Source organism: Amycolatopsis sp. NPDC039088, assembly GCF_055598845.1.
In genome coordinates this window covers 253,633-277,207 of the sequence record NZ_JBVKAE010000008.1, presented here as the reverse complement: position 1 = coordinate 277,207, position 23,575 = coordinate 253,633, and the positions used below count along the sequence as shown (strand labels likewise).

Genomic DNA, 23,575 nt, shown 5'->3' with positions numbered 1-23,575 from the left:
AGGCCTTCACGGACTTACCACCCACCACGCCACCCTTGCCTTACCCCTCAATAAGGGGTGGCACCCGCCGTTCCCGATCGTCCACAAGGGACACAAGTCAAGTAGAAATGTCTGTTTAGCTACTGTTTGACCGTATCCTTAAGTCCGTGAAGGCCTCCTTACCTACCTTCAAGGTAGGCAAGGAGGCCTTCACGGACACACCACCTTTGGCATACCCGATCACGAGACGGCCGGCTTGAGCACCTCCTCGCACCACTGGCGGAAGGTCGTCGGTGTGGTGGCCTCCGGGCTCCGCGGTTCGGCGTTGTCCAGCCCCGCGTCCTTGGCGGCCATCATGTCGGCCATCCCTCGCGCCATCGCCTCGGATTGCCCGTTTTCGAGCAGCGTCGCGCGGAAGGCGTCCATCGGGACCTGGTGGTAGCGAACCGGGCGCCCGAGCACTTCGGTCATGATCTCCGCGAGGTCGTTCTGGGACAGGTCTTCCGGGCCGAGAACGGGGACGTCGGCGACGCCTTGCCACGATGGGTCGAGCAGCAATCCGGCGGCGACCGCGGCGATGTCGCGGGTGGCACAGGTCGGCGCTTTGCGGTCAGCCGAGACGGGCGCGAAGAAGACGCCGTTCTTCGCGATCGACTCGGCCTGCCACAGCAGGTTGTCCATGAAGGTGGGCATCGTCAGCGCCCGATAGCTCACGCCCGTGCCGGCGATCAGGTCATCCATGGCCAGCGACGCGGAAACGTGCCCGGCGTTCTTCGCGACGCCACGGCCGAGGGCCGAGATCCCGACCACCCGGGCGACGCCCTGCTTTTCGAAGGCCTCGCAAGCAGGCCGGGTGAAGTCGACGAAGGCGGCTTCGAGACTCTCGGCGCGGGGGTCCGCGGCGACGAGCCAGAACACGGCGTCGGCACCGGCGAAGGCTTCGGTGACGACGTCGATGTCGCCGTGCGTGCCCTTGACGACCTCGACACGTTGACGGACGTGATCGGGAAGACGGGCGGGATCGCGAGCGATCACACGGACTGCTTCGCCGCTTTCGAGGAGGGTGCCGAGCACCTGACTGCCGATCTGTCCGGTCGGCGCGGTGACGACGATCATGAAGACTCCGAGGTGATAGGGGATTTCGATGTCACCCAGTCAAGGCGGGACGGCCGTCGGACTGAAGGACCGGCTCGGTCGCCATTGATACCCTGGCGATATGAGTGACCTCGAGACGCGGCAGCTTCGCTACTTCGTGGCGGTCGCGGAGGAGCTTCACTTCGGGCGGGCGGCCGAGCGGCTTTCGATGGCGCAGCCGCCGTTGTCCAGGGCGATCCGGGACCTGGAACGACGACTGGACGTCCGGCTGCTCGAACGCACCACCCGCCAGGTCACGCTGACCGCGGCGGGCGAGGTTTTCCTGCGGGACGCGAGGACCGCGCTCGAAGCGGTCGCCGCGGCGGAGCGACGGGCACGACAGGCGGGCCGCCCCGATCCGCGGCTGCGGCTGGCGCTCAAGGCCGACCATGACGCCGGTCTGCTGCCGAAGATCATCGAGGCCTATGAGGCCGAGGACGGTGCGCTGCCGATCGAACTGATCCTCGGCGGCCGGGGCGAACAGCCGCGGCAACTCCGTGACGGGCGGGCGGACGTGGCACTCGTCCCCAGTCCGTTCGACGCCCGCCGCCTGGACTTCGAACCGTTGCTGACCGAACCCCGGCTGGTGGCGCTGGCCGCGAACGACCCGCTGGCGGCCAGGTCGCGGCTGACCCTGGCGGACCTGGCGGGACGCCACCTGCCCGACGGCGCCCCCGCCGATCAGGGCTCTTCGGACAGCTCGTCCGTCACCGTGACACCTCACGGTCCCGTGTCGGATCTGACGCAGATCTTCAAACTGGTCGAGCTGGGCACCATCGTCTGTTTCCTGCCCGTGTCGGTGGCGGATCGCTACCGCAGGCCGGGCATCACGTACCTGGCCGTCGACGACCTGGAGCCCACAACGCTCACCGTGATGTGGCCGCAGGACTCCCGCTCACCGGCTGTCGCCGCCTTCGTCCGCGCGGCCACGACGGTGGTGACGACCGCCTACGCGATCGGTCAGCGGACCTGAACGCGGCTCAGCACCCGGTCCACGACGTCGGGCAGCGGCTCATCGTCCGGGCCTTCCAGCCACAGCACGTTCGCCGTCCGCAAAGCGGCGAGGAACGTCGCCGCCGTGAGCCGGGCCAGCTCCTGATCGAGACCGTGTCCCCTGGCGAGCAGGACGGCCGTCAGGTCGCGCTCCAGCGCGAAGTGATCGCTGGCCTGCTGGGCGAGCAACGACGGGTGCCGCCGCAGCAGCCGTAGCTGCGCCACCCATTCACGGTCGGGGACGGGACGCGCCCGGTACAGCTCACGGCACGCCGCGCGCAGCGCCTGTCGCGGCTTCTCACCGGACGGCCTGCCTTCGACCAGCGACACGAGCAGGCCGGTCCGCTCGCGGTCGGCGTGCAGGATCGCCTCCTCCTTGTTCGCGAAGTAGTTCGAGAACGTCCGCCGGGACACCCCGACCGCGTCGGCGACGTCCTCCACGGTCACGCCGTCGAGACCGTGCTCCATCGCCAGGCGCAGCGCGGCCTCGTGCAGTGATCGCCGCGTCGCCGCCTTCTTGCGGGTGCGGAGCGTGTCGAGGGTGTCCACCAGGACAGCGTAGCGAGGGGAATAAAGTTCCCACTGTGCAAGTTTGCACAATGAGCAATAATCGTCCGAAGCCCGAAGGGACGCCATGAAGACCGAAGGAACGACGGCGACGTCCGGCGCGATGGGGCACCGCCAGGTGCTCGAGTCGCTGTCCGGACTGCTGCTGGCGCTGCTCGTGGCGATGATCAGCTCGACGGTCGTCTCGACCGCGCTGCCGTTGATCATCGGCTCGCTGAACGGCACGCAGACCCAGTACACCTGGGTGGTCACCGCCACCCTCCTCGCCGCGACGGCCACCACCCCGATCTGGGGCAAGCTCGCCGACCTGTTCAACAAGAAGACACTGGTCCAGGTCGCGATCGTGATCTTCGTGATCGGGTCGATGATCAGCGGGTTCAGCCCGAACACCGGACAGCTGATCGCCGCCCGCGCCTTCCAGGGCATCGGCGTCGGCGGTCTGCAGGCCTTGGTCCAGGTCGTGATCGCGGCGATCATCCCGCCGCGGGAACGAGGCCGCTACAACGGCTACCTCGGCGCCGTCATGGCCGTCGCCACCGTCGGCGGGCCGCTGCTCGGCGGGCTGATCGTGGACGTGCCGTGGCTGGGCTGGCGGTGGTGCTTCTTCGTCGGCGTGCCGATCGCGGTGGCGGCGTTCCTCGTGCTGCAGCGGACCCTGAAGCTGGAGACCGTGCGCCGGGAGAACGTGCGGGTCGACTACCTCGGCGCCGGTCTCATCGCCGCGGGCGTGAGTGTCCTGCTGATCTGGGTCTCGTTCGTCGGCAACACCTTCGACTGGCTTTCGTGGCAGACGGCTGTCATGGTGGCCGGCGGCGCCGTGCTCCTCGTCTTCGCCGTGCTGGTGGAGCGGAAGGTCCGCGAACCCGTCGTCCCGTTGCACATCGTCACCCAGCGCACCCCGGCGCTGGCGATCATCGCGAGTCTCGCGGTCGGCATGGCGATGTTCGGCGGCGCGGTGTTCCTCGGCCAGTACTTCCAGATCGGCCGCGGCTACTCCCCCACCGAGGCGGGTCTGCTCACCATCCCGCTGATGGCGGGCGTGCTCGTGTCCTCGACCGTGTCCGGCCGCCTGATCAGCCGCACCGGCCGCATCAAGCCGTACATCGTGGCGGGCACGATCATCCTGGTCGCCGGTTTCCTCGGACTGGGCACGGTCGACCACGCCTCGCCGCTGTGGCTGGTCGGTATCGCGATGGCCGTCGTCGGCACCGGTGTCGGCATGACGATGCAGAACCTCGTCCTCGCCGTGCAGAACACCGTGCCGTTGCGGGACCTCGGCGCGGCGAGCGCGTCGGTGACCTTCTTCCGGTCACTCGGCGGCACCATCGGGGTTTCGGTGCTGGGCGCGGTGCTCGCGAACAGGGTCACCGCCGATCTGTCCACCGCGTTGCACGTACCGGAAGGGCAGGCGTCGACGGGAAGCGTCAGCGCGCTGAACCTCAAGGCGCTGCCGCCGGAGGTCCAGACGATCGTGCACACCGTGTACGGCGACGCGACCGCGCACATCTTCCTGATCTCCGCGGCGGTGGGCGTCGTCGGCGTGATCGCGGCGCTGCTGCTGAAGCCGCTCACCCTGCGCACCACCCTCGATGTGGAGACGAAGACGGAAGCCCCGGCGTCCGACGCGGTCGCCGGGTAGGCGCGCGATGAACGGCGACGCGACCAGGGCCTTCGAGTCCACTGTGGAGCGTTTCGGCCCGCCCCGGCACCACTCGGGGCGGGCCATCCTGGCCGGGGTCGACGGCTCCGACACGGCGATGCGGGCGGCCGCCTTCGCCTTCGGCATGGCACGGCGCGAGGGCGGCAGGCTGATCGTCGCCTTCGTCGTCTCCCGCACGGCGCTGACGAATCTCGGCCCGGCGGTGGCGGCGACCGTGGAACACGACACGACACTGCAGCTGTACGCCGAACTCCGTGAGCAGATCCGCGCGTCGGCCGAAGAACTGGAAGTGCCGGTCAGTTTCCTGAAGACCTACGGCGATCCGTACACCGCGCTTCGCGACACCGCCGACCGCGGCCAGGTCGACACGGTGGTGGTCGGCGCTTCACAGAAGGCGGGTCACCGGTTCGCGGGCTCGGTCGCGACGAAGCTCATCAAGGCCGGGCACTGGCCGGTGCTTGTGGTTCCCTGACCGCCTGCCGCCGAGGAACGAAACGGCACCCACCGCGACGACGACGAGCGCGCAGCCCGCGAGTTGCGGCAGGGTCGGTCGTTCGCCGAGCAGGGCGGCCCCGAAGAGGATCGCCGCGGCGGGTTGCAGCATCAGCATGGCGGACCCGCCGCTCGACGGCAGGGCCGAGAGGGCCTTCCCGATCAGGAGCCAGCCGAGCACCTGTCCGGTCACGGCCAGCAGGAGCAACCACAGCAGCGCCGGAACCGGCGGCGTGCCGTCGAGGGTCCCCGTCGCCAGGCCGGACAGCGCCCCGACGCCGGCGGAGGCGGCGGTCGCGGTGGCGAGCATCGTCGTCCGGCCGCCGCCTTCGGTTCCGGCGCGGCGCAACAGGATGAGGTAGCCGGCGTAGGCGACGCCCGCCAGTACCGCCATGCCGGTGCCATACCAGGGATCGCTGCCCTCGGCGCCGCCGTCCGCCAGTCCCCCGGCCAAGGCCGTGCCCGCCAGCATGAGCGGGATCGACAGCCAGAAGAAGCGCGACGGCCGCTCCCCGAACCACAGCAGTCCGGCCAGCGGGACCAGGATGACCTGCACGTTGACCAGAGCCGTTGCCACGCCGGCGCCGACGGCGAGGATCGCCTCGCTCCACAACACCATGTCGATCCCGAGCAGGACGCCGGCGAGCACGTGCCGGAGCCGCGCGGCCGGGGCGGGGCGATGACCCCGTTCGCGGGTCCGTGCCAGGACCACGAGGATGGGCAACGCGAACAGACAGCGGAAGAACGTCGCCGTCGTCGAGCTCACGCCGGACAACGCCACGAGCGGTCCGGACAGGGCGATCGCGAGGGCGCCGAGCACTCCTTGCACCCGAGGGTCGGCGAGAATTCCGTGGTGGACCATGGGTTCGATTCGACCGCACGGCGGCGGGGAGGACCAGCGAGTTCCTCTTACCGCGAGGGTTAAGCTCGGCTAATGAGTGGCGATCTGTCCAATGTGGAGCGGTTGCGGATGCTGCACGCGGTGTGGCGAAGGGGATCGCTCGCCGCGGCGGCCGAAGTGCTGCACGTGACGCCGTCGGCGATCTCCCAGCAGCTGACCAAACTGGAACGGGAAGCGGGCACCGGGCTGCTCGTCCGGCACGGTCGCGGCGTCCGGCTCACCCCGGCGGGTTTGCTGCTCGCCCAACGTTCGGACCGCGTCCTCGCCGAACTCCGGGCCGCCCGCGCCGATCTGGACTCCCTCACCGGCGAGACGACCGGCGTCGTCGAGATCGGCGCCATCCCGTCCGGGGTCCACACGTTCATCGCGCCCGCGCTCACCGGCCTCGCCGTCCACCACCCCGGCATCGAGACCCGGCTGCACGAGGTCGAACCGGAAGTGGCCCTGCCCGCCCTCGCCGACGGAGTCTTCGACGTCGTGGTCGTCGAGAGCTGGGAGAACCTGCCGCTCACCCGGCCGCCGGACACCCGCTGGACCGTCCTGCGCGACGACTCGGCGATGATCGTGCTGCCTGCCGGGCACCGGCACTCCGGCGCGGAATCGGTGCGAGCCGACGAGCTGTCGGAGGAGATCTGGGTCGCCTGGGCCCGTCCCTCCTTGGCGAACGCCTGGCTCGGCCACACCCTGCGCGAACGCGGGATCGAACCGACGGTGCGGCATACGGTCAGCGGATTCGGCACCCAGTTCGCCGTGGTCGCCGGGTTCGGCGCGGTCACCCTTGTCCCGAGTATGGCCACCACGATGGCCCCGCCCACCGTGGTGTGCGCGCCGCTCGATCCTCCGCTGCGTCGGCAGCTCTACGCCGTGCAACCCCACGGGGAAACCCGGCCCGCCGTCGCCGAATGCGTCACGGCGCTGGTCGAAGCCGCCCGCGCCTGGGACTCGCCCCACGCACCGTGAAGCACGGCTCAGCGGGTCAGGCCCGGAGCCACCAGTGCCAGCCGTGCCACCGGGGGCAGCGGCGCGTGTTCCGGCGTGGCTTGGAAGGCCTGGATCACCAGCGCGGCGAACCGCCGGGACGCCGCCACCTGGGCCGCGGGCGACACGGCCTGGATTCCGTTGTTGGCCATGAGCATGAGGATCAGGTCGTCGAGGACGAAGTCGGTGCGCAGCTTCCCGGTGGCCTTGGCGCGGGCCGACAGCTCGGCGATCGCCTTGAGCGCGTAGTCGCGGTCCGCGGTGAAATCCCCCGCCTTCGGGAACGTCGAAACGAAGGCCGCGGTGAAACCCCTGTCACGAGCGTGCAATTCGCAGATATTCTCGATGACGGAAGAGAAACCGCGCCACGGATCCGGATCGGCGAGCCCCTCCTCGACGACGGAATGGCATCGGCGCATCTGGTCGGCGAAGGCCTCGGTCGCCAGGATCTCCTTGGTCGGAAAATGGCGATACAGCGTGGCGGGACCGACTTCGGCGCGGCGCGCGACTTCCCGCAGCGGCACGTTCAGGCCTTCGGTGGCGAACAGCGCGCGAGCCGCTTCGAGGATGCGTTCGCGGTTGTCCACGGCGTCGGAGCGCGGGATCCGAGGCAAATGACGGGTCACCACTCTCACTTTAGCCAAAACGGACGGGGGCGTCCGTTAGCGTCCGCCGGGTCAGCGAACAAAGACCAGGAGACACCATGCGAGCAGTCGAGATCCGGGAGTTCGGCGGCCCTGAAGGACTGGCGGTCATCGATCTTCCCTCCCCCGTTCCCGCCGAGGGCGAGGTGCTGATCAGCGTCGAAGCGATCGGTGTCGGCGGCGTCGACACCGTGATCCGGAGCGGGGCTCTCACCGGCTTCGGCTTCCGGGAAGGACACGTCCCCGGCAACGAGGTGGCCGGCACCGTCACCGCGGTCGGCGACGGCGTCGACCCGGCGTGGATCGGGCGCCGCGTATGGGCGTTCACCGGCGAGGGCGGCGGGTACGTCGAGCGGAAGACGGTCCCCGCCGAGGGCATCCTGCCTCTTCCCGAGGACCTGCCCGCCGCCGACGCGGTGGCGCTCGGGTCTTCCGGCATGGTCGCCCATTTCGCCCTCGCCCACGCGCACTTCGCTCCCGGCGAGTCGGTACTGGTGCGCGGCGCGGCGGGCAGCATCGGGATCATGACGGTGCAACTCGCGGCCGCCGGTGGCGCGAGCGCCGTGGCGGTCACGACGTCCTCGGCCGAACGAGGCGAGCGTCTGCGCGAACTGGGGGCGACGCACGTATTGGACCGCTCTGGCCACGGAGACGGTCCCGAGGGCTACGACGTCATCATCGACATCGTCGGCGGACCGGGCCTTCCGTCCTTTGTGGACAAACTCGATCCGAACGGCCGGATGGTGCTCGTCGGCGTGGTCGCCGGGATGCCACCGGCGGACTTCGGCGCGAAGATACTGGCGACGTTCCGGAAATCCTTGTCGTTCGGGGCTTTCAGCGCCGACTCGGTGCCCGGAACCGATCGGCGCGCCGTGACCGCCGCGCAGTTCGCGGGCGCGGCACGGGGCGAACTGCGCTCGGTGGTGCACGAACTCCTGCCGTTGGAAGACGCCGTGCTGGCGCACCGGAAGATGGACGACGGCGAGGTGTTCGGCCGGATCGTGCTGAGGCCAAGCCAGTAAAAAAACTCGACGGTTCTGGCCGAGGGTAAGCCGAAGGTGGCGTGTCCGTGAAGGCCTCCTTCCCTACGCTCAAGGTAGGGAAGGAGGCCCGGCAAAGTCGCGATCTTGCAGGTCAGGCGACTATTCCTGCACTGTCACGGGCCGCGCACCAGCGGCGGAGCTTGATCAACGGAAGATCAGGGACACTCAAGGTCCCCGATCTTCCGTTGATCAAGGTCGAGCCGGGATAGGGCAGGGCCTGATTCTGGACACCAGCGGGCTTCAGTGTCCACAAGGGACACCGCCAGCCGATCGAGTGTCCGATTGATGCCGCTATATACTTTTCCGTGCGGGGTCGTGAGTGTTAATGAGGGTTATTGAGAGGTAAGTCAAACGTGGCGTATGAGTCATCGCGCCGTGAAGGCCTCCTTGCCTACCCTCAGGGTAGTGAAGGGGCCCTTCACTACCCTGACGGGACGATCCCCCGTGACGCTGGGACACATCTCGCGTTTAGCCCGCTAAACGCGCTCCGGGCGCACTTGCGTTTCGCCCCCTGATCGCGATCCGGCGCGGCGAGGTGCGGGGCGTTCCTCGCGTCCGTGAAGGACTCCTTGAGGGACCCAGAGTCCCTCAAGGAGTCCTTCACGGACCAGATCCCAACCCGCCACCTTTGCCCTACCCATCAATAGAACGACCCACATCACTCACGACCCCCTCACCACACCCCGCAACTCGCCCAAAGCGGGCACATTTGCCCCGAGAAGTGTCCCTTATGGACAGTCGGGAGCCAGGTGAGGCCCCTTTTGCGTGAACCCGCTCCCGCCGGGTACGCCACGACACGTTCGCCTTGACCCGCTCTAGCAATGGAGCCGAACAGCGATTATGCGACTTCGCCAGGACCCTACGCTCAAGGTAGGGAAGGAGGCCTTCACGGACTTTCCTGACTTGAGGCTACGCGGCTTCGCCTAACGCTTGCTCTTCTTGGTGGCCTTGGCCTTCGCCTCCTTGGCCTTGCCCTTGACCGTGCCGACGGCGTCCTGGATCGGCGCGTAGGTGCCGTAAAGGGCCGGATCTGGCTTGGGCGCCGTACCCGGACCGCCGAGCGGCTCCGGGTCGGTCAGGTATTCGATCTCTTCGCCACCGAAGCTCCAGTCCGCGTTGCTTCCGTCCGTGCCGTCGGAGAGGCCCCACACCGTGTTGTTGTGTTCCTGGTTCTCTTCGTCGAACAACGCGTTCGGCGCGAGGGGGCCTTCCAGGCCGTCCGCTTCGAGTTCTTCGATGGCCGCCAGCCACTGCTTCTGGTGCACGGTGTCACGGGCGAGGTTGAACTGCAGCATCGCCTTCACGCCGGGGTCGTCGGTCATGTTGTACAACCGCGCCGTCTGCAACCGGCCCTGCGCCTCCGCCGCCGCGTTCGCGCGGAAGTCGGCGAGCAGATTCCCGCTCGCCACGATGTAGCCGCCGTTCCACGGCACCCCTTGGCTGTTGTTGGGCAGCGCGCCGCCGCCGGCGACGATCGCCTGCTGCGGATCCATCCCGCCGAGGATGGCCGCCGTCACCGGATCCTTGGCCGCTTCGGCCGTCTCGGTGGCGGGTGCTCCCTCCAGCAACCGGGCGACCATCGTCGCGAGCATCTCCACGTGCCCGATCTCCTCGGTGGCCGTGTCCATGATCAGGTCCTTGTACTTGCCCTCGATCCGGCAATTCCACCCTTGGAACAGGTATTGCATGGTCACGGTCATCTCGCCGTACGCGCCGCCGATCAGCTCCTGGAGCTTGCGGGCGTAGACGGGGTCGGGCTTCTCGGGCTTGGCTTCGAACTGAAGAAGTTTGGTATGGCGGAACATGAACACCTCCATGAGCGCTCGCCGGACCGCACCGCGAGGACGCGGTTTCCTCCGGCGGGAGCGCTGGCGAAAGGTCGGGGACGGCTCCGGGACGGCTGTCTCCAGCCCGGAACCAGGCGAACAGTTCGCCGGGTACCCACGGCGCGCCCCTTCACACCAAGGCGTTCATCCCACCCGGTCCAGCACCGCGCGGGTGTACCCGGCGGTGTCCGCGGTACCGCCGAGGTCAGCGGTGCTAATGCCGTCGGACAAGGCGCCGAACGCGGCGGTCAGCAATTCCGCACTCGCCTCAGGATGACCCAGATGGTCGAGCATCATCGCCGCCGACCACAGTGCGCCCAGCGGATTGGCCTTGCCCTGTCCGGCGATGTCGGGAGCGGAACCGTGCACCGGCTCGAACATCGACGGGAATTCCCGCTCCGGATTGAGGTTCGCGGCGGGCGCGACGCCGATGCTCCCGGCCACCGCGGCGGCCAGATCGCTGAGGATGTCACCGAAAAGGTTGGAAGCGACGATGACGTCGAACCGCTCTGGGGCCAGGACGATTTTGGCGGCGAGCGCGTCGATGTGCTCCTTGTCGGTGCGTACGTCCTGGTGCCGCAGGGCCACTTCTTCCACCAGTTCGTCCCAGAACGGCATGGTGTGGACGATCCCGTTGCTCTTCGTCGCCGACGTCACGTGGTGCCCGCGCTCACCGGCCAGCGCGTAGGCGTACTCGACGACGCGAGTGACGCCCTTGCGGGTGAACACCGCCTCCTGTACCGCCAGTTCGTCGTCGGTGCCGCGGCCGAGACGTCCGCCGATCTCGGAATATTCGCCCTCGACGTTTTCCCGCACCACCACCAGATCGACGTCTCCGGCGCCGCGCACCGGACTCGGCACCCCGTCGAGCACTTTCACCGGACGCAGGTTGACGTACTGCCGGAAGCCGCGCCGGATGGGGATCAGCAGCCCCCACAGCGAAACGTGGTCCGGTACGCCGGGCCAGCCGACCGCGCCCAGCAGGACCGCGTCGTGCCGCCGGATCCGGTCGAGGCCGTCGGCGGGCATCATCGTGCCCTCGGCCAGGTAGCGCTCGCAGGACCAGTCGAAGGAGTCGTAGGTGAACTCGATCCCGTGCCGCCTGCCGACGGCGGCGAGCACCGCCTGAGCCGGGGGAAGCACCTCGGTGCCGATGCCGTCGCCGGGGATGAGCGCGATGCGGTAGCTGATCATGGGTCCAGTGGACGACGAGCCGGGCGGGTCCGTCCAAGACGCAGTTCTTGCCTCGTTGAAAGGCTGCGCCTATCAGTTGCCATCCGCCAGTGCGTGAAAAGCCGCGGCGGCCGGGCTCAGCCGTCCCGGCCGGGACACCAGCGACACCTCCAGGGAATCGGCGCGGTCCAACGCACGCACGGCGGCGCCCGCCGCTCGGGCCAGCGCGCGCCAGGAGTCGCTGACCACCGCGATCCCCACTCCGGCGAGGACGAGGGGCAGGACGGCTTCCCGGTGTTCCACCTCGACCACGAACCGGCTGCCCGCGGCCTCGATGCGTACGGCGTCGGCGACCGCGCGCATGCCCGTGCCCGGCTGGCCGACGATGAGCGCGGCTCCGGCGAGGTCGGCCGGCCGGACCGGATCGCCGGGAGGCAGAGCCGCCTCGTCGCGGCCCAGCACGGCGAAGCGCTGGGTCTCCAGGCGTAGTGCCACCAAGCCCGGCAACGACGTTGTCGATGGCGATGCCGCCATCACCCCGAGTTCGGCGTCGCCGGTCGTGAGCATCCTCCCCACATCGGCAGGTGTGCTCGCCGCGCGGACCGAGATCCGCACGAGCGGGTTGACGGCGGTGAAAGCGGCGATCAGCCCGGCGAGCGGACTGACCGACTGCGACGGCATCGAGGCGATGACCAGCTCGCCGCCGAGGAGGCCGTCGACGGCTTCCACCGTGGCGCGGGCGAGATCCAGCCCGCGCATGACCTCGCGAGCGGGCGCGACGAGGGCGTGTCCCGCGGCGGTCAGCACCAGACGACGACCGGTCCGGTGGAACAGCAGGCTGCCCAGGTCCCGCTCGAGTGCGCGCAGGGCTTGGGAGACCGAGGGCTGGGCGACATAAAGCCGTTCCGCGGCCCGGTGGACGCTTCCGGCGTCGACGACGGCCAGGAAATACCTCAACTGACGAGCGTCCACGCCGGGCCTCCTCATGGTCGATAGCCGGGGCCTATCACCTTGCCAGCATCCCGGTCTTGGACCGGCGGCCCGGCGGCGGGGCTTACTGAGTCGCCATGAGGGGCGGCACCGGCGCCGTCCCGGTCGCGAGTTCCGAGGAGGGCACCGTGTCCGATGCCTGGCTCCTTGCCCACACCGGTATCGCCATCGTGGGCATCGTCGTGCTGATCACCTGGCTCAAGACCCCGCCGATCTTCGGCCTGGTGCTCGGCGCCACCTATCTGGGGCTGGCCACCGGACTCGGGGCGAGCGGGACGACCGAAGCACTGGCCACCGGGTTCGGTGAGGTGATGGCCGAGATCGGCCTGCTCATCACCTTCGGCGTGGTCATCGGCTCGCTGCTCACCGCCACGGACACCCTGCACCGCGTCTTGGAGCGGCTGCTGGGGATCTTCGGCGAGAAACGGGTCCCGATGGTGTTCGCCGTGTCGCTGTCGACCGTGTTCACCTCCATCTATTCCGACGTCGTGCTGGTGCTCACCGCGCCATTGGCCCGGCGCCTCGGCGTCCGTCTGGGGCGCCGGGGCGTCGCGCTCATGGGTGGTGCGCTGACCGCCGGGATCGAGGTCGGCCTGGTCTTCGTCGTGCCGGGGGTGGCCGCGCTCGCCGTCGCGGGCCTTCTCGGCGTGCCACTCGGTGAAATGTTCCTGTTCGGGCTGGCCGTCGGCGTCCCCACGGCCGTGCTCACCACGCTGGTCTTCAGCCTGCTGCTGCGCCGGGCGCTGCGCTGGAATCCGGCCGCGGACGAGCTGGAAACGGCGAGCGATCACGCTGTCGCCGTCGTCCAGGAACCGGACGAGAAAAGGCGGCAGCCACCTCTCGCGCTGTCCGTCTCGCCGGTACTGGTGACGCTGTCGCTGATCGCCCTCGGCGCGCTCGCCAAAGCCTTCCGGTTCCCGCTGGGGCCGGTCTCACTGCTGAGTGAGCCGATGATCGCGATGGCGATCGGCGCCGGGCTCGCGTTTCTGCTCGCCCGGCGCGTCCTCCCCCGTCAGCAGGCCGAGGCCGCCGTCGGCAAGGCGCTGGCGATGGCCGGGCCCATTCTCGTGCTGTCCGGGCTCTCCGGCTCGGTCGCCGAGGTGATCGGGAAATCGGGACTGCGAGATGTCCTGGCGAGCTCGTTCAGCACCGGATTCCTGCCGCCCTTGGTCCTCGTCTGGCTGATCGCCGCCATCCTGCACATCGCGATGGGGTCCATCTCGATCTCGGCGATCACCGCGGCAGGCATCCTCGCGCCGATCGCGGGCTCACTGGGCGTCCCGGTGGTGCTGGTCGCCCTCGCGGCCTGCTCTGGCGCGCTGTTCCTTCCGCACGTCAGCAGCAACTTCTTCTGGATGTTCCAATCGCTGCTCGGGCTGAGCACCCGGGGCACGTTCAAGACCCACACCGTCGCCATGTCACTGGCCTCGGTGATCTCGCTTCCGCTCGTGCTGCTGCTCGACCTCGCCGTCTGATGGGTCATTCACGCCAACGGTTGTTGAGGAAGGCGTCGTCTTCGTCGTCCGCCGGCATCGGCCGGGGCCGGGGAGCCCGCCGGGGCGCGTCCCGTCCGGTGCGGGCGGGAGGCGACTCCGGGGTGAACGGGGCGTCGTCGAACCTCGGCGTGTCCTCGAACGCCGACCCGGCACCCGGCTCCGCGTGCGACCGGTCGGTGCTCCAGCCGGACTTCGTCTTGCGCTGTCCCAATTCCCGCCGGTGCTCGACATAGCGCTGGGCGGTCTGGACCTGTTTGGTCATGAACTCCTGCGAGCGGGCCTTGATCTCCTCGGCTCGTTGATCCCGCAGTGCCCGGCGCTCCGCCTGCTCACGGACGAGACCGTCGAGGGTCGCCTTCATCCCGGAGGTGTCATCGGCGCTCATCTGTTCTCCCCTGCTCCGGCTCACCGCTTGCGGGCGGCAGGCTGATCCTCGTCGTCCAGCAGTGAACCGGTGATCCGGCCGGTGGGCTCGTTGATCTGGTCGAACACCTCGCCCTCGATCCGGTACGCGCGGTTGGTGCGCTCCTGGTCGCCGCCTCCGCCGCCCGCGCCACCGCCGCCCATGCCACCCATCGGCGGCATCGCACCACCGCCGAACGACTGACCGGCCGGCCCGCCCACCGCGGCGGGCGCGCCGGTCGAAGCCACGTGCTGCGGCTGCTGTGCCCCGCCGCCGGTGTGCACGCCTTCGGTCAAGGGCTGGCTCGCCGCGGGAGTCCCGGTTTCGAACGGGGTCGCGACCGCGGAGCCACCGCCACCGCCACCGCCGGCACCACCACCGCCACCGGCACCACCGTGACTGCTACCGCCGCTGTCACCGTCGAGACCGACGGAGGGAGCGACGCCATGCGGGGCCAGCCCAGGACGGGGCTCCGACTGCACCGTTCCGGTCATGGGGCTGAGCGGGTGCGCGGCCTTGTCCGTGCGGGGATTGTCCTCGCCGAGGGTGTACGTGGTCGGTTTGCCGGTGCCGTCGTCGACGGTGACGACCGTCGGACCGGACGGACCGTCGGGACGTTCGGCGGTGATCTTCACATCGCCGTCCTGGATGTGGATCTTGCCGTCCGGACCGGGGCGGTGCACGCCGTCCTTGTCCGGTTTCCCGTCGTCGGACCCCGGTGCGGAGCCCAGCTTGGACTCGTCGCCGTCGCCGGTCCAGTCGAGCTTGAAGTCCTTGGCAGGCCCGGAACCGTCGCCGACCTTGATCTCCATCTCGCCGTCTTTGTCCGGCTCGGTCATCTCGAAGGTCTTGTCGCCCTGCTTGACCTTCAGGGTTTCGCGTTCGCCGTCTTCGGCCTTGTCGCCGTCCGCACCGGGTTTGTCGCCGTCCACCTTGTCGCCGTCCGCGCCGGGCAGGTCGTCGCCGAGCTTGTCCAGCTGTTCGGAGGCCTTCTTCTTCGCCTCGTCGGCGGCCTTTTCGGCGGACTCCTTGGCGTCGGTGTCCTTGCCGTCCGGGTCCTTGACGTCGCTGTCGCCCATGCCGCCGGGGGCGTCACCGAGCTTGCCGAGTGCCTCGGAAGCCTGCTTCTTCGCCTCTTCAGTGGCCTTCTCGGCCGCCGCCTTGGCTTCGGCGGCCGCGTCCGTGCTGCCACCGACCCCGCCCAGACCACCACCGGGGCCGCCGCCCGGACCGGAACCACCCGGGCCGGAGCCGCCCAGCTCGCCACCGGCGGGACCGTCGCCCAGCTTGCCCAGCGCCTCGGAAGCTTGTTTCTTCGCGTTTTCGGCAGCCGCCGCGGCCTGCTTCTTCGCCTCTTCGGCGGCCGCTTTCTGCTCGTCGCCGGACGACGACGGAGCCGAACTCGAGGGCGACGTCTCGTCCTTGGGCGCGTCCGGTCCGGAACCGGATCCGCCACCGCCCGGCGTTCCACCACCGGGGCCGCCGCCCTGCGGAAGGTTCACTTCCGGGATCGGCGGAGGCTTGGGCTGGTCTGCCGGATCGGTGCCACCGCCCGGTCCCCCAGCGGAACCGCCGGTGCCAGAGCCGTCACCGGAGCCACCGCCAGGTCCCCCACCGGAACCGCCCGAGCCGCCACCGGTGAAGTCCGGGCCACCGCCGGAGCCGCCACCGGGCCCGCCGCCCTGACCGCCGCCCTTGCCGGACCCACCCGGACCGTCGCCGGATCCACCGGTGAAGTCGGGACCGCCGTTACCCGAACCGCCGCCAGGGCCACCGCCCGTACCGCCACCGGCGCCACCGGCACCACCCGCGCCGCCCTTGTCCCCGCCTTCGAACTCGTTCTTGACCTTGCCCATGATCTTGTCGAGCTCGTCGTAGGCCTGGTTGACGAAATCCTTGGTTTCCTTGCAGGACTTGGCGAATCCCTGGTAGATGATGTCCCACATCTCCGGGATGAACTGCCTCTGGATCCACTGCTTGGCGAGGTCCTGGCCCGCCTTCTTGAACTCGTCGTCGTCGCAGCAGCCGTCGTTGTTCAGCTGCTGGACCAGGTTGGAGCCGAAGTTGACGTCCATCCAGCCCGCGATCGCGCCGAGGTCCTCTTTACCGCTCTTCTCACCGGCGGCGATGGCGATGACCTTCTGCGCCATCGGGAAGTCCGCTTTGCCGACGATCTCCTTGTAGAGGTCGATGACCGTGTCGGCCTTGCCCTTGCACAGTTTGAACACCGTGGCGGTGGTGTGCAGCGTCGCTTCGCTCGCGTTGTCCAGCGTCTGGGAGAGCTTCTTGGCCTTGGGGAGGATCTTCTCGTTGTAGTTGTCCGAGGAAGCGTCCGCGGCCTTCCCGGTCCAGGTCCCGTACAGGGTGTTCAGCTGGGAACCGGTGTCGTCGATGGCCTTCTGGACGGTCTTCGAACCGGTCTTGAAGTGGGCGGCGTCGTCGACGAAGTTCTTGAAGCTGATACCGCGCTGCTCGTCGAACGGCTTCTTGATGTCCTTCTCGAAATCGAGCGCGCGAGTGGTGCCCCGGCAGTCCTCCGGGAGCTTCGCCAGCAGCGAGCCGAAGGTCTCGAAAACCTTGAGGGCGGGCGCGGCGGCGTCGAAGATCTCGTCCGACGTCTTGGTCCCGGCGCCCTCCGCGGTGGGTTCCTTGGTGTCGTCGAGTTTCTTGTTGCCTTCGTCGACGGCCTTCTTCTCCGCCTTCCGGTTGAAGCTGGCCTGATCGCCCGCGCCTTTCGCGTCCTTGAACACCTTGTCGACGTCGTCGTCATAGGGCATGAACGGATAGGCGTTGTAGGAAGCCATGTACTTCTCGGCTTCCTTGCGCTTCTGCTTGATCTCCTCCGGCTCCTGGTCCGCCGTCCACGGCGGGGGCGCCGGATGCGTCCGCATCCACGAGCCGATGAGCTGGGTCTTCTTCTCGGCGGGAACGGCCGGGTCGTCGAGGACGGCTTTGACGTCGGTCCAGGAGGTTTCGATGGCCACTAGCGCATCCCCGTCTTGGTGATCTTGTTCTTCTGTTCGTCCTCATTGGTGCCGTAGGCGGTGCCGGCGGTGCCGAGGTTCGTGCCGAACGAGCCGAGCGTGGTGCTGTACCCCTGAACCGACGCCCACAACGCCGCGACGCCGTCGGTGTACTTCTTCGCGTGATCGCCGTGCGCCTGGCCGAAGCCGGCCGCGTTCACCGGTGTGCTCGACAGATCCGGGTTGTCTTCCAACAACTGTTCCGTCAGCTTTCCGATGTTCTTCGACGCCGATGAAAGCGCATCGGTCGCCGCGGTGAAGCCCCCGCTCATTCTTTTCAGCGCCTTTCGTCGGATCCGCCGGCCTTGTCACCGAGTGCCTCGGCGAGAACTTCGGCCACCGACCCGATGTCGGTGAACCGGTCCAGCTGGTCGAGGTCGATTCTCACGTTGTGGTAGATCTCCAGCGCCGACAGGAGTTTTATCCGTCCCTTGGAGTCGACGCCCAGCTCTTCCAGCGGTGCGTCGAGCTCGATTTCGGCGGGATCAAGCCGAAAAGTCTCGCTGACGACTTTCACGACCTCCGCGCGGTGATCAACCACGGCGCCGACTATAACGTGCCTTCGCCGCCGCACGCGCCACCTTGCCACTGGAAGTGCGCGGAAGGTCACCGGAGGGAACCACACGGACAGAACGCAACGTCAGATCATGTTCGCGGGACACTTCCCGCAATACCATCCTCGTTACTTCTTTGACATCGGCTTCGGCGTTTTTTGCCCATTCGGCTACCACCATTGCCCCTTCGCCCCTTTCGTCCGACACGCCGAAAGCGACGACGCGGTCGCGGCGGATCGCCGGATGTGCTTCGCCGGCGACGGCCTCGATGTCCTGCGGGTGGAAATTGCGTCCGTCGATGACGATGAGATCCTTGAGCCTGCCGGTGATGTAGAGGTCGCCGCGGTGGAAGACACCCAGATCCCCGGTCCGCAGCCAGCCGCGAATCCCTTCGAGTTCGGCCTCGAACGCGGCGGCGTCGCCGCGCCCCCAGTAGCCCGCCGCGACGTTCGGGCCGTGGATCCAGATCTCCCCCACCGTGCCGTCCGGCTGCGCCATCCCGTCGCGGACGATCCGGACCCGCTGTCCGAGCGGGCGGCCGACCGAAACGAGTTCCTTGCCGTCCGGTACCTCCCTCGCCCGGCCTTGCGCGAGGGTCTCGCGGTCGAACACCGCGCTCCGAGGTCCCGTCTCGTCCGCGCTCGACACGTACACGGTCGCCTCGGCCAGGCCGTAGGACGGCCGATGGGCTTCGGGCCGGAACCCACGCGGTCCGAAGACCTCGTGGAACCGCGCGATCGTGCTTGGCCGCACCGGTTCACTGCCGTTGAGCGCGACACGCACGTCCGAAAGGTCGAGGTCGTCGCCCGCCTCCCCCGCGGCGTCGGCGGCGAGGTCGAACGCGAAGTTCGGCGCGGCGGTGAACACGGCCGGATGATCCGCCAGCTGACGCAGCCATCTCGCGGGCTTGTGCACGAATTCCGCGGGCGCCATGAAAACCGATCGCGCGCCGGCGAAGACCGGCAGGCACAGAAGCTGGATCAGGCCCATGTCGTGGAAGAACGGGATCCAGCCGGCACAGGTCGTGCCCTCGTCGACGGCGTAGGCCCGGCTCGCCTGCCAGCAGGCCGCGGCGACCGCGCGGTGCGGGATCACCGCACCGGCGGGTTCCCGCGTCGACCCGGACGTGTACTGCAGATACGCGGGGCTTTCCGGTGTGACCGGGAGCGGATCGGCGCCAGGCCCGGAAAGTTCGTCGACCACCACGAGATGTTCGGGTGTCCCGGCTTCCCGCGTTTTCGCGGCGGCGGCCGAGGAAGTCAGCCAGACCCGTGCGTCGCAGTCGGCAAGGACACCGGTGAGCCTGCCTCGCTGAGCGCGGCTGCCCGGCGCCATCAACGGCACCGCCACCAGCCCGGCGGCGAGCGCCCCGTAGAAGGCGAGGGGGTAGTTCAGGTCCTGCCCGGTGAGCACGGCGACGCGATCACCCGGCCGCGTGATCCGGCGCAGCGTCCCCGCGACTTCCCGCACCCGGGAGACGAACTCCGTCCAGGTGAGCGTGGTGTCCACCCCGACGCTGTGGTCCTGATGCGTGAACAGCGGACGCGGATCGGCGGCGCGGGCGAACAACCGCTCGATGATCGAGGTGCGCAGAACCTGCTCCGGAACATCCACCGGCGGCAACCTACTCGTGAGTGATCCGGGCCGTTCCGGTGAGGCCCGGGTGGCAAGTCCGTGAAGGCCTCCTTCCCTACCTTGAGCATCAGGGTCTTCCTGCGCATGGCCTGCGCCGGGATGCCGGTTCAGCGGATGCCGGGATCGACGACGGAGGATTGGGGACGTTGAGTGATGCTGTTGGTTTATTCGGGTTCGGGCGGTTTCGCGTGATCAGACGGAGGACACGCGTGATCAGACGGAGGACACGCGTGTCTGGACGGACGGCACGCGTGCAGCCGGGTTCCGCCGCGTGTCGTCTGTCTGGACACAGGTGCCCTCCGTCTGATCACGCGTGTCGTCCCTTCAAGCACACGAGATCGCCATCCGATCACGCAGGTCCTCCCTCAGAGCACGCGACGACCAGGGGATCCTGCGCTCAACACGAATAAACCAACAGCATCGTTGAGTGTCCCCGATCCTCCGTTGATCAACGTCAGGTCGGCCATGACCTCCGGCAGACCCCCGAGCGGGGAAGAATCCGGACGTCCAACGGCCGGAATCTTCCCCGCTCAGGGGTCTGGTTGGGATGGGTGAACGTGTCGCGGGGGTGAGGGGGTGTGTGGATTTCGGGTCATCTAACGCGCCCCTGACCGTGAGCGTAGGGAAAGAGGCCTTCCCCGGAGCGTTCAGGCGCCGAGACGGCTGTAGAGGCGGCTCGCCAGTGACGCGGCCAGCTGGTTCAGCGCCCCGCGGGGGTCGAGCTGCGCGAAGCGGCCCAGCAGTTCCGCCGCCGCGTAGGCCTCGGCCTCCGACAACAACGCCGCGAACCGTTCCCGGCGTCCCCGCTCCAGCAGCAGGGTCAAGGCCTCGGCGTACTCCTCCAGGTCACGCACACCGACGAGGCCGTAACGCTCGTCGAGCGGATCCCGCATGACCTCGTCACTCATGCCCGTGAGCCCCTCTTCCCGTACTCCGTCCGACACGCCGCAGAAAATCTATGCTGAGCGGAGTAGACATTCAACGACGGGTGTGTGTAGTGTTCTCCTTGTACCGAGAGAGACAACGTCAAGCAGGCGCGGGAGAGAACGTAACTACCCGCGAGGTGAGACAAGGCGGTCAGGCAGGACGGAGCCGATCAAGGAACAGGTTCCGGCTGGTGACCGGAAGCAGTACTCAAGGACCGTGTTGTGAAGAGGTTTTGCCAGGTAGTACCGGTCCTGGAGCAGCAGTATCGAAGTACCGGCAGTACCAGAAGTTGCAGTACCAGAAGTTGAGCAGTATCAGCAGTAGGCAAGTGCAGTTGCAGGACCGGTCAGGTGGCCGGAGCCGATCAGTGAACGGGGCTCCGGCCAGTGACCAGCGGCGTCAGCGTGCTGGGACCGATCAGTGAAAGGGTTCCAGCAGTGACGCTCGCAGTAGGTGAAGTCGCAGTACCAGCAGTTGAAGTTGCAGTATCAGCAGTTGAAGTTGCAGTATCAGCAGTCGCAGTACCAGCAGTTGAAGTTGCAGTACCCAGTAAGTGGAAAACACAGGAAAGAAGGGAACGGCATCATCATTGGATCGCCCGCAGCGGCCGGATAGCGCCGCGCGGGTGCCGTAGTTCCATCGAGTTCGGAGGTGGTTCTCGGTCACGAATGAGCGATCCCCGCAACGTCCGGTTTTTCGACGGACGCGGGTGCAGGAAGCCGGGCAACACGCCGGTTGACAATGGTGAAACCCAACCCTGAGGACCCCGGGTGCCGTTCGGCACCCGGGGTCCTTCGTGATGTGGAGGTGGAATGATCCCTGACCAAGAAGGACCGGCCACGCCCAGCGGGGCCGACAGGTTCGACGACGAGCACTATCCCGCGTACACCATGGGCCGGGCCGCCGACATGCTCGGCACGACCCAAGGTTTCCTGCGCAGCCTCGACGAGGCCGGCTTGATCACCCCGCAACGATCCGCCGGCGGGCACCGCCGCTACTCCCGGCACCAGCTGCGCCTGGCCGCCAGGGTGCGGGAAATGGTCGACCAGGGCACCGCCATCGACGCCGCCTGCCGCATCGTCACCCTCGAAGACCAGCTCCACGAAGCCCAGAACCTCAACCGATCCCAAGGTCTCGCCAACGAGGGCAACACGCGCGACTGACGAACCATTTCTCTCCACCCCTTCGGCACGCGGCTCCAGCGCCGCGTGCCGTTCGCATGTCCGGGGACTCGAACGCGCTCGTGAGTGCCGGGCGGCAGTTCGCTCCTCCGTACGCCGCCGTAACACCTAGGCTGTCCAGTCGTATACGAAGCGATATCATTGAGACGACGGTGCCGAGTAGGAGACACTTCCCGTCTTGACCCACGGAAGTCCTACCGTGAACCGAGGTCCCTCATGCGCCGCGAATTCCGCGTTTCACTGCTGTCCGCTTGCCTCGCCTTGTCCCTCGTCCAGTTTCCCGTCGCCGCCGCGCAACCCGCTTCGAACACCGGCGGGCCGCGCGCCGCGTTCTGCTACGAAGAACCCGTGCAGCCAAAGGCCGATGTAAGCGACATCAAGGCCGGTTTCCAGTCTTCGAAGTGGTTGCAGACGATCCAAGCCGTGTACAAACGACGCTGGCCCAGCGGCGAAGGCCTCGCGACCGCTCAAGCCAATGACAAGTATTTCAGCCAGTTCGTCGAGAAATCCAGTTTCAACGCCCTCGCCGAATCACTGATGGTGGCGATCCACGAGGAAACCCATATGTGGGACCTGGATCCGTCGAGAACGTCGTGGGACGTCTACATGTCCGCGTGGATCAACGCGTCCCGAAAGGCGATGAAGGTGCCTCTGTACGGCGGGTTCCCCCGCCGCGAAATCCTGCCGCTGATCACGGACAAGCTCACCTCCTCCATGGACGACATCTACCTGCGGGACGCGCAGCAGGGAACGTATCGCCTCCAGGGAGTCCTCGCCGAACTCAACGCCGGGCTCATGGGACTGCCCGCGGCGACTGTCGTCGCCGAATACATCCAAGGCGTGGGAGCGAGCAATTCCAGGGACATCGTCGCCACCAACATTCGTTATCTTCTGCTCTACCTGCGCACGGCCAAGACGAAGCATGCCGACTACTGGACCAAGATCAAGGCCGACCCCGCGCTGCGCGAACTGGTGCTCATCGAGTTCCTGCGGTCGGCGTACTGGCTCGATCAATCCGCGTCCTATGCCGCCAAACTCGGCAGTGCGGACGTGGACAAGATCGTCGCCAAGAACTACGCCCCGGAGAACATCGCGATACTCGAGGAGTTCACCGGGGCCAAGGTCAATGTGAGTACACCGAAGAACTGCACGGCACCTTCACCTACGTAGGGACAACTCCGTAGTTCTGCCGATGTCCCGGCCGCGCGATCACGAGACGGTGTGTGCCTGTGACCGAGACCGCGAGGGTCTTGGCCAGGTGCGAGGAGAAAAGTCTCATGAAGCGTGCGCGCCGCAGTGTGGCGGCCCTCGCGGTGGCCGCCATGGCCACCGCCGGGGTCCTTGTCCAGTCCTGGGTTCCCGCCGCGGCGGGAACCCAGGCGGCCGCCGAACGCGATCCGGTGATCCTGATCCACGGGTTGTTCGGCAGCCCGAGCAACTGGACCGAGTTCACGGCCTCGTTGAAGCAGGCCGGGTACCGCGACGATCAGGTCTTCACGTTCGGCTACAACACCTTGACGCAGTCCAACGTCCTCACCGCGGAACAACTCGGCGCGAAGGTCGATGAGGTGCTGAGCCGCACCGGTGCGTCGAAAGTGGACTTGGTCGGCCATTCGATGGGCAGCCTCAACAGCCGTTACTGCGTCAAGTACGGCGCGTGCGCCGGCAAGGTGGACGACTGGGTGTCGCTGGCCGGACCGAACAACGGCACGGCCAACGCCGGTCTCTGCGCGTGGCAGGTCACCTGCCGTGAAATGCAGCCCGGTTCCGGATTCCTGACGAAACTCAACGCGGGCGAGGCGGTGCCCGGCGACGTGGCGGGCACCGTCATCTGGTCGCCGAACGACGGCGTGGTCACCCCGGCCACCAGTTCGAAACTGGACGGCGTGCACAACATCGAGGTGCCCGGAGTCAGTCACCTCGCGATGCTGCGCGACGACAAGGTCGCCGATCTGGTGGTGCAGGCGCTGTCGTGA

Annotated in this window: 23 protein-coding genes; 9 read left to right on the top strand and 14 right to left on the bottom strand. The window is 67.9% G+C overall.

Annotation, left to right across the window (positions count from 1 at the left end; genetic code table 11):
* Positions 1-219: 219 nt before the first annotated feature.
* Complete coding sequence (locus ACZ7KI_RS13430; protein ID WP_470273416.1) at positions 220-1,095, bottom strand: NAD(P)H-binding protein; 876 nt, start codon at positions 1,093-1,095, stop codon at positions 220-222.
* A 100-nt stretch (positions 1,096-1,195) separates the two neighbouring features.
* Here ACZ7KI_RS13430 and ACZ7KI_RS13425 point away from each other — a divergent pair, with 100 nt between their 5' ends.
* Complete coding sequence (locus ACZ7KI_RS13425) at positions 1,196-2,086, top strand: LysR family transcriptional regulator (RefSeq protein ID WP_470273415.1); 891 nt, start codon at positions 1,196-1,198, stop codon at positions 2,084-2,086.
* Here ACZ7KI_RS13425 and ACZ7KI_RS13420 read toward each other — a convergent pair.
* Complete coding sequence (locus ACZ7KI_RS13420) at positions 2,074-2,655, bottom strand: TetR/AcrR family transcriptional regulator (RefSeq protein ID WP_470273414.1); 582 nt, start codon at positions 2,653-2,655, stop codon at positions 2,074-2,076. The genes ACZ7KI_RS13425 and ACZ7KI_RS13420 overlap by 13 nt on opposite strands.
* A gap of 85 nt (positions 2,656-2,740) precedes the next feature.
* Between ACZ7KI_RS13420 and ACZ7KI_RS13415 the strand changes: the two genes are divergently transcribed.
* Both ACZ7KI_RS13415 and ACZ7KI_RS13410 read left to right on the top strand, forming a co-directional pair.
* A complete protein-coding gene (locus tag ACZ7KI_RS13415; RefSeq protein ID WP_470273413.1) occupies positions 2,741-4,312 on the top strand; it encodes an MDR family MFS transporter in 1,572 nt (523 codons plus the stop codon).
* 7 nt (positions 4,313-4,319) lie between these two features.
* Positions 4,320-4,805 carry a universal stress protein gene (locus ACZ7KI_RS13410; RefSeq protein WP_470273412.1) on the top strand — a complete coding sequence of 162 codons (486 nt, stop codon included), beginning with the start codon at positions 4,320-4,322 and terminating at the stop codon, positions 4,803-4,805.
* Here the strand turns inward: ACZ7KI_RS13410 and ACZ7KI_RS13405 are convergent.
* Positions 4,719-5,687 (bottom strand): DMT family transporter, encoded by a 969-nt coding sequence (locus ACZ7KI_RS13405; RefSeq protein ID WP_470273411.1) that lies wholly within the window; start codon positions 5,685-5,687, stop codon positions 4,719-4,721. The two genes, ACZ7KI_RS13410 and ACZ7KI_RS13405, sit on opposite strands and share 87 nt — an antisense overlap.
* A gap of 72 nt (positions 5,688-5,759) precedes the next feature.
* Between ACZ7KI_RS13405 and ACZ7KI_RS13400 the strand changes: the two genes are divergently transcribed.
* Positions 5,760-6,686 carry a LysR family transcriptional regulator gene (locus ACZ7KI_RS13400; protein WP_470273410.1) on the top strand — a complete coding sequence of 309 codons (927 nt, stop codon included), beginning with the start codon at positions 5,760-5,762 and terminating at the stop codon, positions 6,684-6,686.
* An 8-nt stretch (positions 6,687-6,694) separates the two neighbouring features.
* On the opposite strand, the gene ACZ7KI_RS13395 is transcribed toward ACZ7KI_RS13400, so the two are convergent.
* A complete protein-coding gene (locus ACZ7KI_RS13395) occupies positions 6,695-7,330 on the bottom strand; it encodes a TetR/AcrR family transcriptional regulator (RefSeq protein ID WP_470273409.1) in 636 nt (211 codons plus the stop codon).
* A 77-nt stretch (positions 7,331-7,407) separates the two neighbouring features.
* On the opposite strand from ACZ7KI_RS13395, the gene ACZ7KI_RS13390 reads away from it, so the two are divergent.
* Positions 7,408-8,370 carry a zinc-dependent alcohol dehydrogenase family protein gene (locus ACZ7KI_RS13390; protein ID WP_470273408.1) on the top strand — a complete coding sequence of 321 codons (963 nt, stop codon included), beginning with the start codon at positions 7,408-7,410 and terminating at the stop codon, positions 8,368-8,370.
* A 944-nt stretch (positions 8,371-9,314) separates the two neighbouring features.
* Here the strand turns inward: ACZ7KI_RS13390 and ACZ7KI_RS13385 are convergent.
* From ACZ7KI_RS13385 to ACZ7KI_RS13375, 3 genes are all read right to left on the bottom strand, one after another.
* Positions 9,315-10,196, bottom strand: coding sequence for a manganese catalase (locus tag ACZ7KI_RS13385; RefSeq protein WP_470273407.1), 882 nt, complete (start codon positions 10,194-10,196; stop codon positions 9,315-9,317).
* A gap of 165 nt (positions 10,197-10,361) precedes the next feature.
* On the bottom strand, positions 10,362-11,411 hold the full coding sequence (locus ACZ7KI_RS13380; RefSeq protein ID WP_470273406.1) for a tartrate dehydrogenase: 1,050 nt from the start codon (positions 11,409-11,411) through the stop codon (positions 10,362-10,364).
* Between the two features lie 72 nt (positions 11,412-11,483).
* A complete protein-coding gene (locus ACZ7KI_RS13375) occupies positions 11,484-12,362 on the bottom strand; it encodes a LysR family transcriptional regulator (protein ID WP_470273405.1) in 879 nt (292 codons plus the stop codon).
* Between the two features lie 95 nt (positions 12,363-12,457).
* Between ACZ7KI_RS13375 and ACZ7KI_RS13370 the strand changes: the two genes are divergently transcribed.
* Complete coding sequence (locus ACZ7KI_RS13370; protein ID WP_470273404.1) at positions 12,458-13,855, top strand: GntP family permease; 1,398 nt, start codon at positions 12,458-12,460, stop codon at positions 13,853-13,855.
* Positions 13,856-13,859: 4 nt separating this feature from the next.
* Here the strand turns inward: ACZ7KI_RS13370 and ACZ7KI_RS13365 are convergent, their stop codons facing one another.
* From ACZ7KI_RS13365 to ACZ7KI_RS13335, 7 genes are all read right to left on the bottom strand, one after another.
* Positions 13,860-14,261, bottom strand: a complete 402-nt coding sequence (locus ACZ7KI_RS13365; protein WP_470273403.1) for a hypothetical protein — start codon at positions 14,259-14,261, stop codon at positions 13,860-13,862.
* A 20-nt stretch (positions 14,262-14,281) separates the two neighbouring features.
* Positions 14,282-17,263 carry a WXG100 family type VII secretion target gene (locus ACZ7KI_RS13360; protein WP_470273402.1) on the bottom strand — a complete coding sequence of 994 codons (2,982 nt, stop codon included), beginning with the start codon at positions 17,261-17,263 and terminating at the stop codon, positions 14,282-14,284.
* Complete coding sequence (locus ACZ7KI_RS13355) at positions 17,263-17,574, bottom strand: hypothetical protein (RefSeq protein ID WP_016333370.1); 312 nt, start codon at positions 17,572-17,574, stop codon at positions 17,263-17,265. The genes ACZ7KI_RS13360 and ACZ7KI_RS13355 overlap by 1 nt, the downstream gene beginning before the upstream one ends.
* Positions 17,575-17,579: 5 nt before the next feature.
* Positions 17,580-17,843: an acyl carrier protein gene (locus tag ACZ7KI_RS13350; RefSeq protein WP_470273401.1), complete on the bottom strand. Its 264-nt coding sequence runs from the start codon at positions 17,841-17,843 to the stop codon at positions 17,580-17,582.
* Complete coding sequence (locus tag ACZ7KI_RS13345) at positions 17,836-19,470, bottom strand: fatty acyl-AMP ligase (RefSeq protein ID WP_470273400.1); 1,635 nt, start codon at positions 19,468-19,470, stop codon at positions 17,836-17,838. The genes ACZ7KI_RS13350 and ACZ7KI_RS13345 overlap by 8 nt, the downstream gene beginning before the upstream one ends.
* Positions 19,471-20,138: 668 nt before the next feature.
* Positions 20,139-20,399 (bottom strand): hypothetical protein, encoded by a 261-nt coding sequence (locus ACZ7KI_RS13340; protein ID WP_465505667.1) that lies wholly within the window; start codon positions 20,397-20,399, stop codon positions 20,139-20,141.
* A gap of 436 nt (positions 20,400-20,835) precedes the next feature.
* The gene (locus ACZ7KI_RS13335; protein WP_470273399.1) at positions 20,836-21,084 is read right to left on the bottom strand and encodes a hypothetical protein; all 249 of its coding nucleotides are present in this window, start codon (positions 21,082-21,084) and stop codon (positions 20,836-20,838) included.
* A 146-nt stretch (positions 21,085-21,230) separates the two neighbouring features.
* Here ACZ7KI_RS13335 and ACZ7KI_RS13330 point away from each other — a divergent pair, with 146 nt between their 5' ends.
* The 3 genes from ACZ7KI_RS13330 (at position 21,231) to ACZ7KI_RS13320 (ending at position 23,575) form a co-directional block, all read left to right on the top strand.
* A complete protein-coding gene (locus ACZ7KI_RS13330; protein ID WP_465505668.1) occupies positions 21,231-21,581 on the top strand; it encodes a helix-turn-helix domain-containing protein in 351 nt (116 codons plus the stop codon).
* Positions 21,582-21,815: 234 nt separating this feature from the next.
* Complete coding sequence (locus ACZ7KI_RS13325) at positions 21,816-22,769, top strand: hypothetical protein (protein WP_470273398.1); 954 nt, start codon at positions 21,816-21,818, stop codon at positions 22,767-22,769.
* A gap of 107 nt (positions 22,770-22,876) precedes the next feature.
* Entirely contained in the window at positions 22,877-23,575 is a 699-nt protein-coding gene (locus tag ACZ7KI_RS13320) for an esterase/lipase family protein (RefSeq protein WP_470273397.1), read from the top strand.

Coding starts and splice junctions, on each gene's coding strand:
- ACZ7KI_RS13430 (WP_470273416.1), bottom strand. CDS start 1,095: ATGATCGTCGTCACCGCGCCGACCGGACAGATCGGCAGTCAGGTGCTC.
- ACZ7KI_RS13425 (WP_470273415.1), top strand. CDS start 1,196: ATGAGTGACCTCGAGACGCGGCAGCTTCGCTACTTCGTGGCGGTCGCG.
- ACZ7KI_RS13415 (WP_470273413.1), top strand. CDS start 2,741: ATGAAGACCGAAGGAACGACGGCGACGTCCGGCGCGATGGGGCACCGC.
- ACZ7KI_RS13410 (WP_470273412.1), top strand. CDS start 4,320: ATGAACGGCGACGCGACCAGGGCCTTCGAGTCCACTGTGGAGCGTTTC.
- ACZ7KI_RS13405 (WP_470273411.1), bottom strand. CDS start 5,687: ATGGTCCACCACGGAATTCTCGCCGACCCTCGGGTGCAAGGAGTGCTC.
- ACZ7KI_RS13400 (WP_470273410.1), top strand. CDS start 5,760: ATGAGTGGCGATCTGTCCAATGTGGAGCGGTTGCGGATGCTGCACGCG.
- ACZ7KI_RS13390 (WP_470273408.1), top strand. CDS start 7,408: ATGCGAGCAGTCGAGATCCGGGAGTTCGGCGGCCCTGAAGGACTGGCG.
- ACZ7KI_RS13385 (WP_470273407.1), bottom strand. CDS start 10,196: ATGTTCCGCCATACCAAACTTCTTCAGTTCGAAGCCAAGCCCGAGAAG.
- ACZ7KI_RS13380 (WP_470273406.1), bottom strand. CDS start 11,411: ATGATCAGCTACCGCATCGCGCTCATCCCCGGCGACGGCATCGGCACC.
- ACZ7KI_RS13370 (WP_470273404.1), top strand. CDS start 12,458: ATGAGGGGCGGCACCGGCGCCGTCCCGGTCGCGAGTTCCGAGGAGGGC.
- ACZ7KI_RS13365 (WP_470273403.1), bottom strand. CDS start 14,261: ATGAGCGCCGATGACACCTCCGGGATGAAGGCGACCCTCGACGGTCTC.
- ACZ7KI_RS13355 (WP_016333370.1), bottom strand. CDS start 17,574: ATGAGCGGGGGCTTCACCGCGGCGACCGATGCGCTTTCATCGGCGTCG.
- ACZ7KI_RS13340 (WP_465505667.1), bottom strand. CDS start 20,399: ATGAGTGACGAGGTCATGCGGGATCCGCTCGACGAGCGTTACGGCCTC.
- ACZ7KI_RS13330 (WP_465505668.1), top strand. CDS start 21,231: ATGATCCCTGACCAAGAAGGACCGGCCACGCCCAGCGGGGCCGACAGG.
- ACZ7KI_RS13325 (WP_470273398.1), top strand. CDS start 21,816: ATGCGCCGCGAATTCCGCGTTTCACTGCTGTCCGCTTGCCTCGCCTTG.
- ACZ7KI_RS13320 (WP_470273397.1), top strand. CDS start 22,877: ATGAAGCGTGCGCGCCGCAGTGTGGCGGCCCTCGCGGTGGCCGCCATG.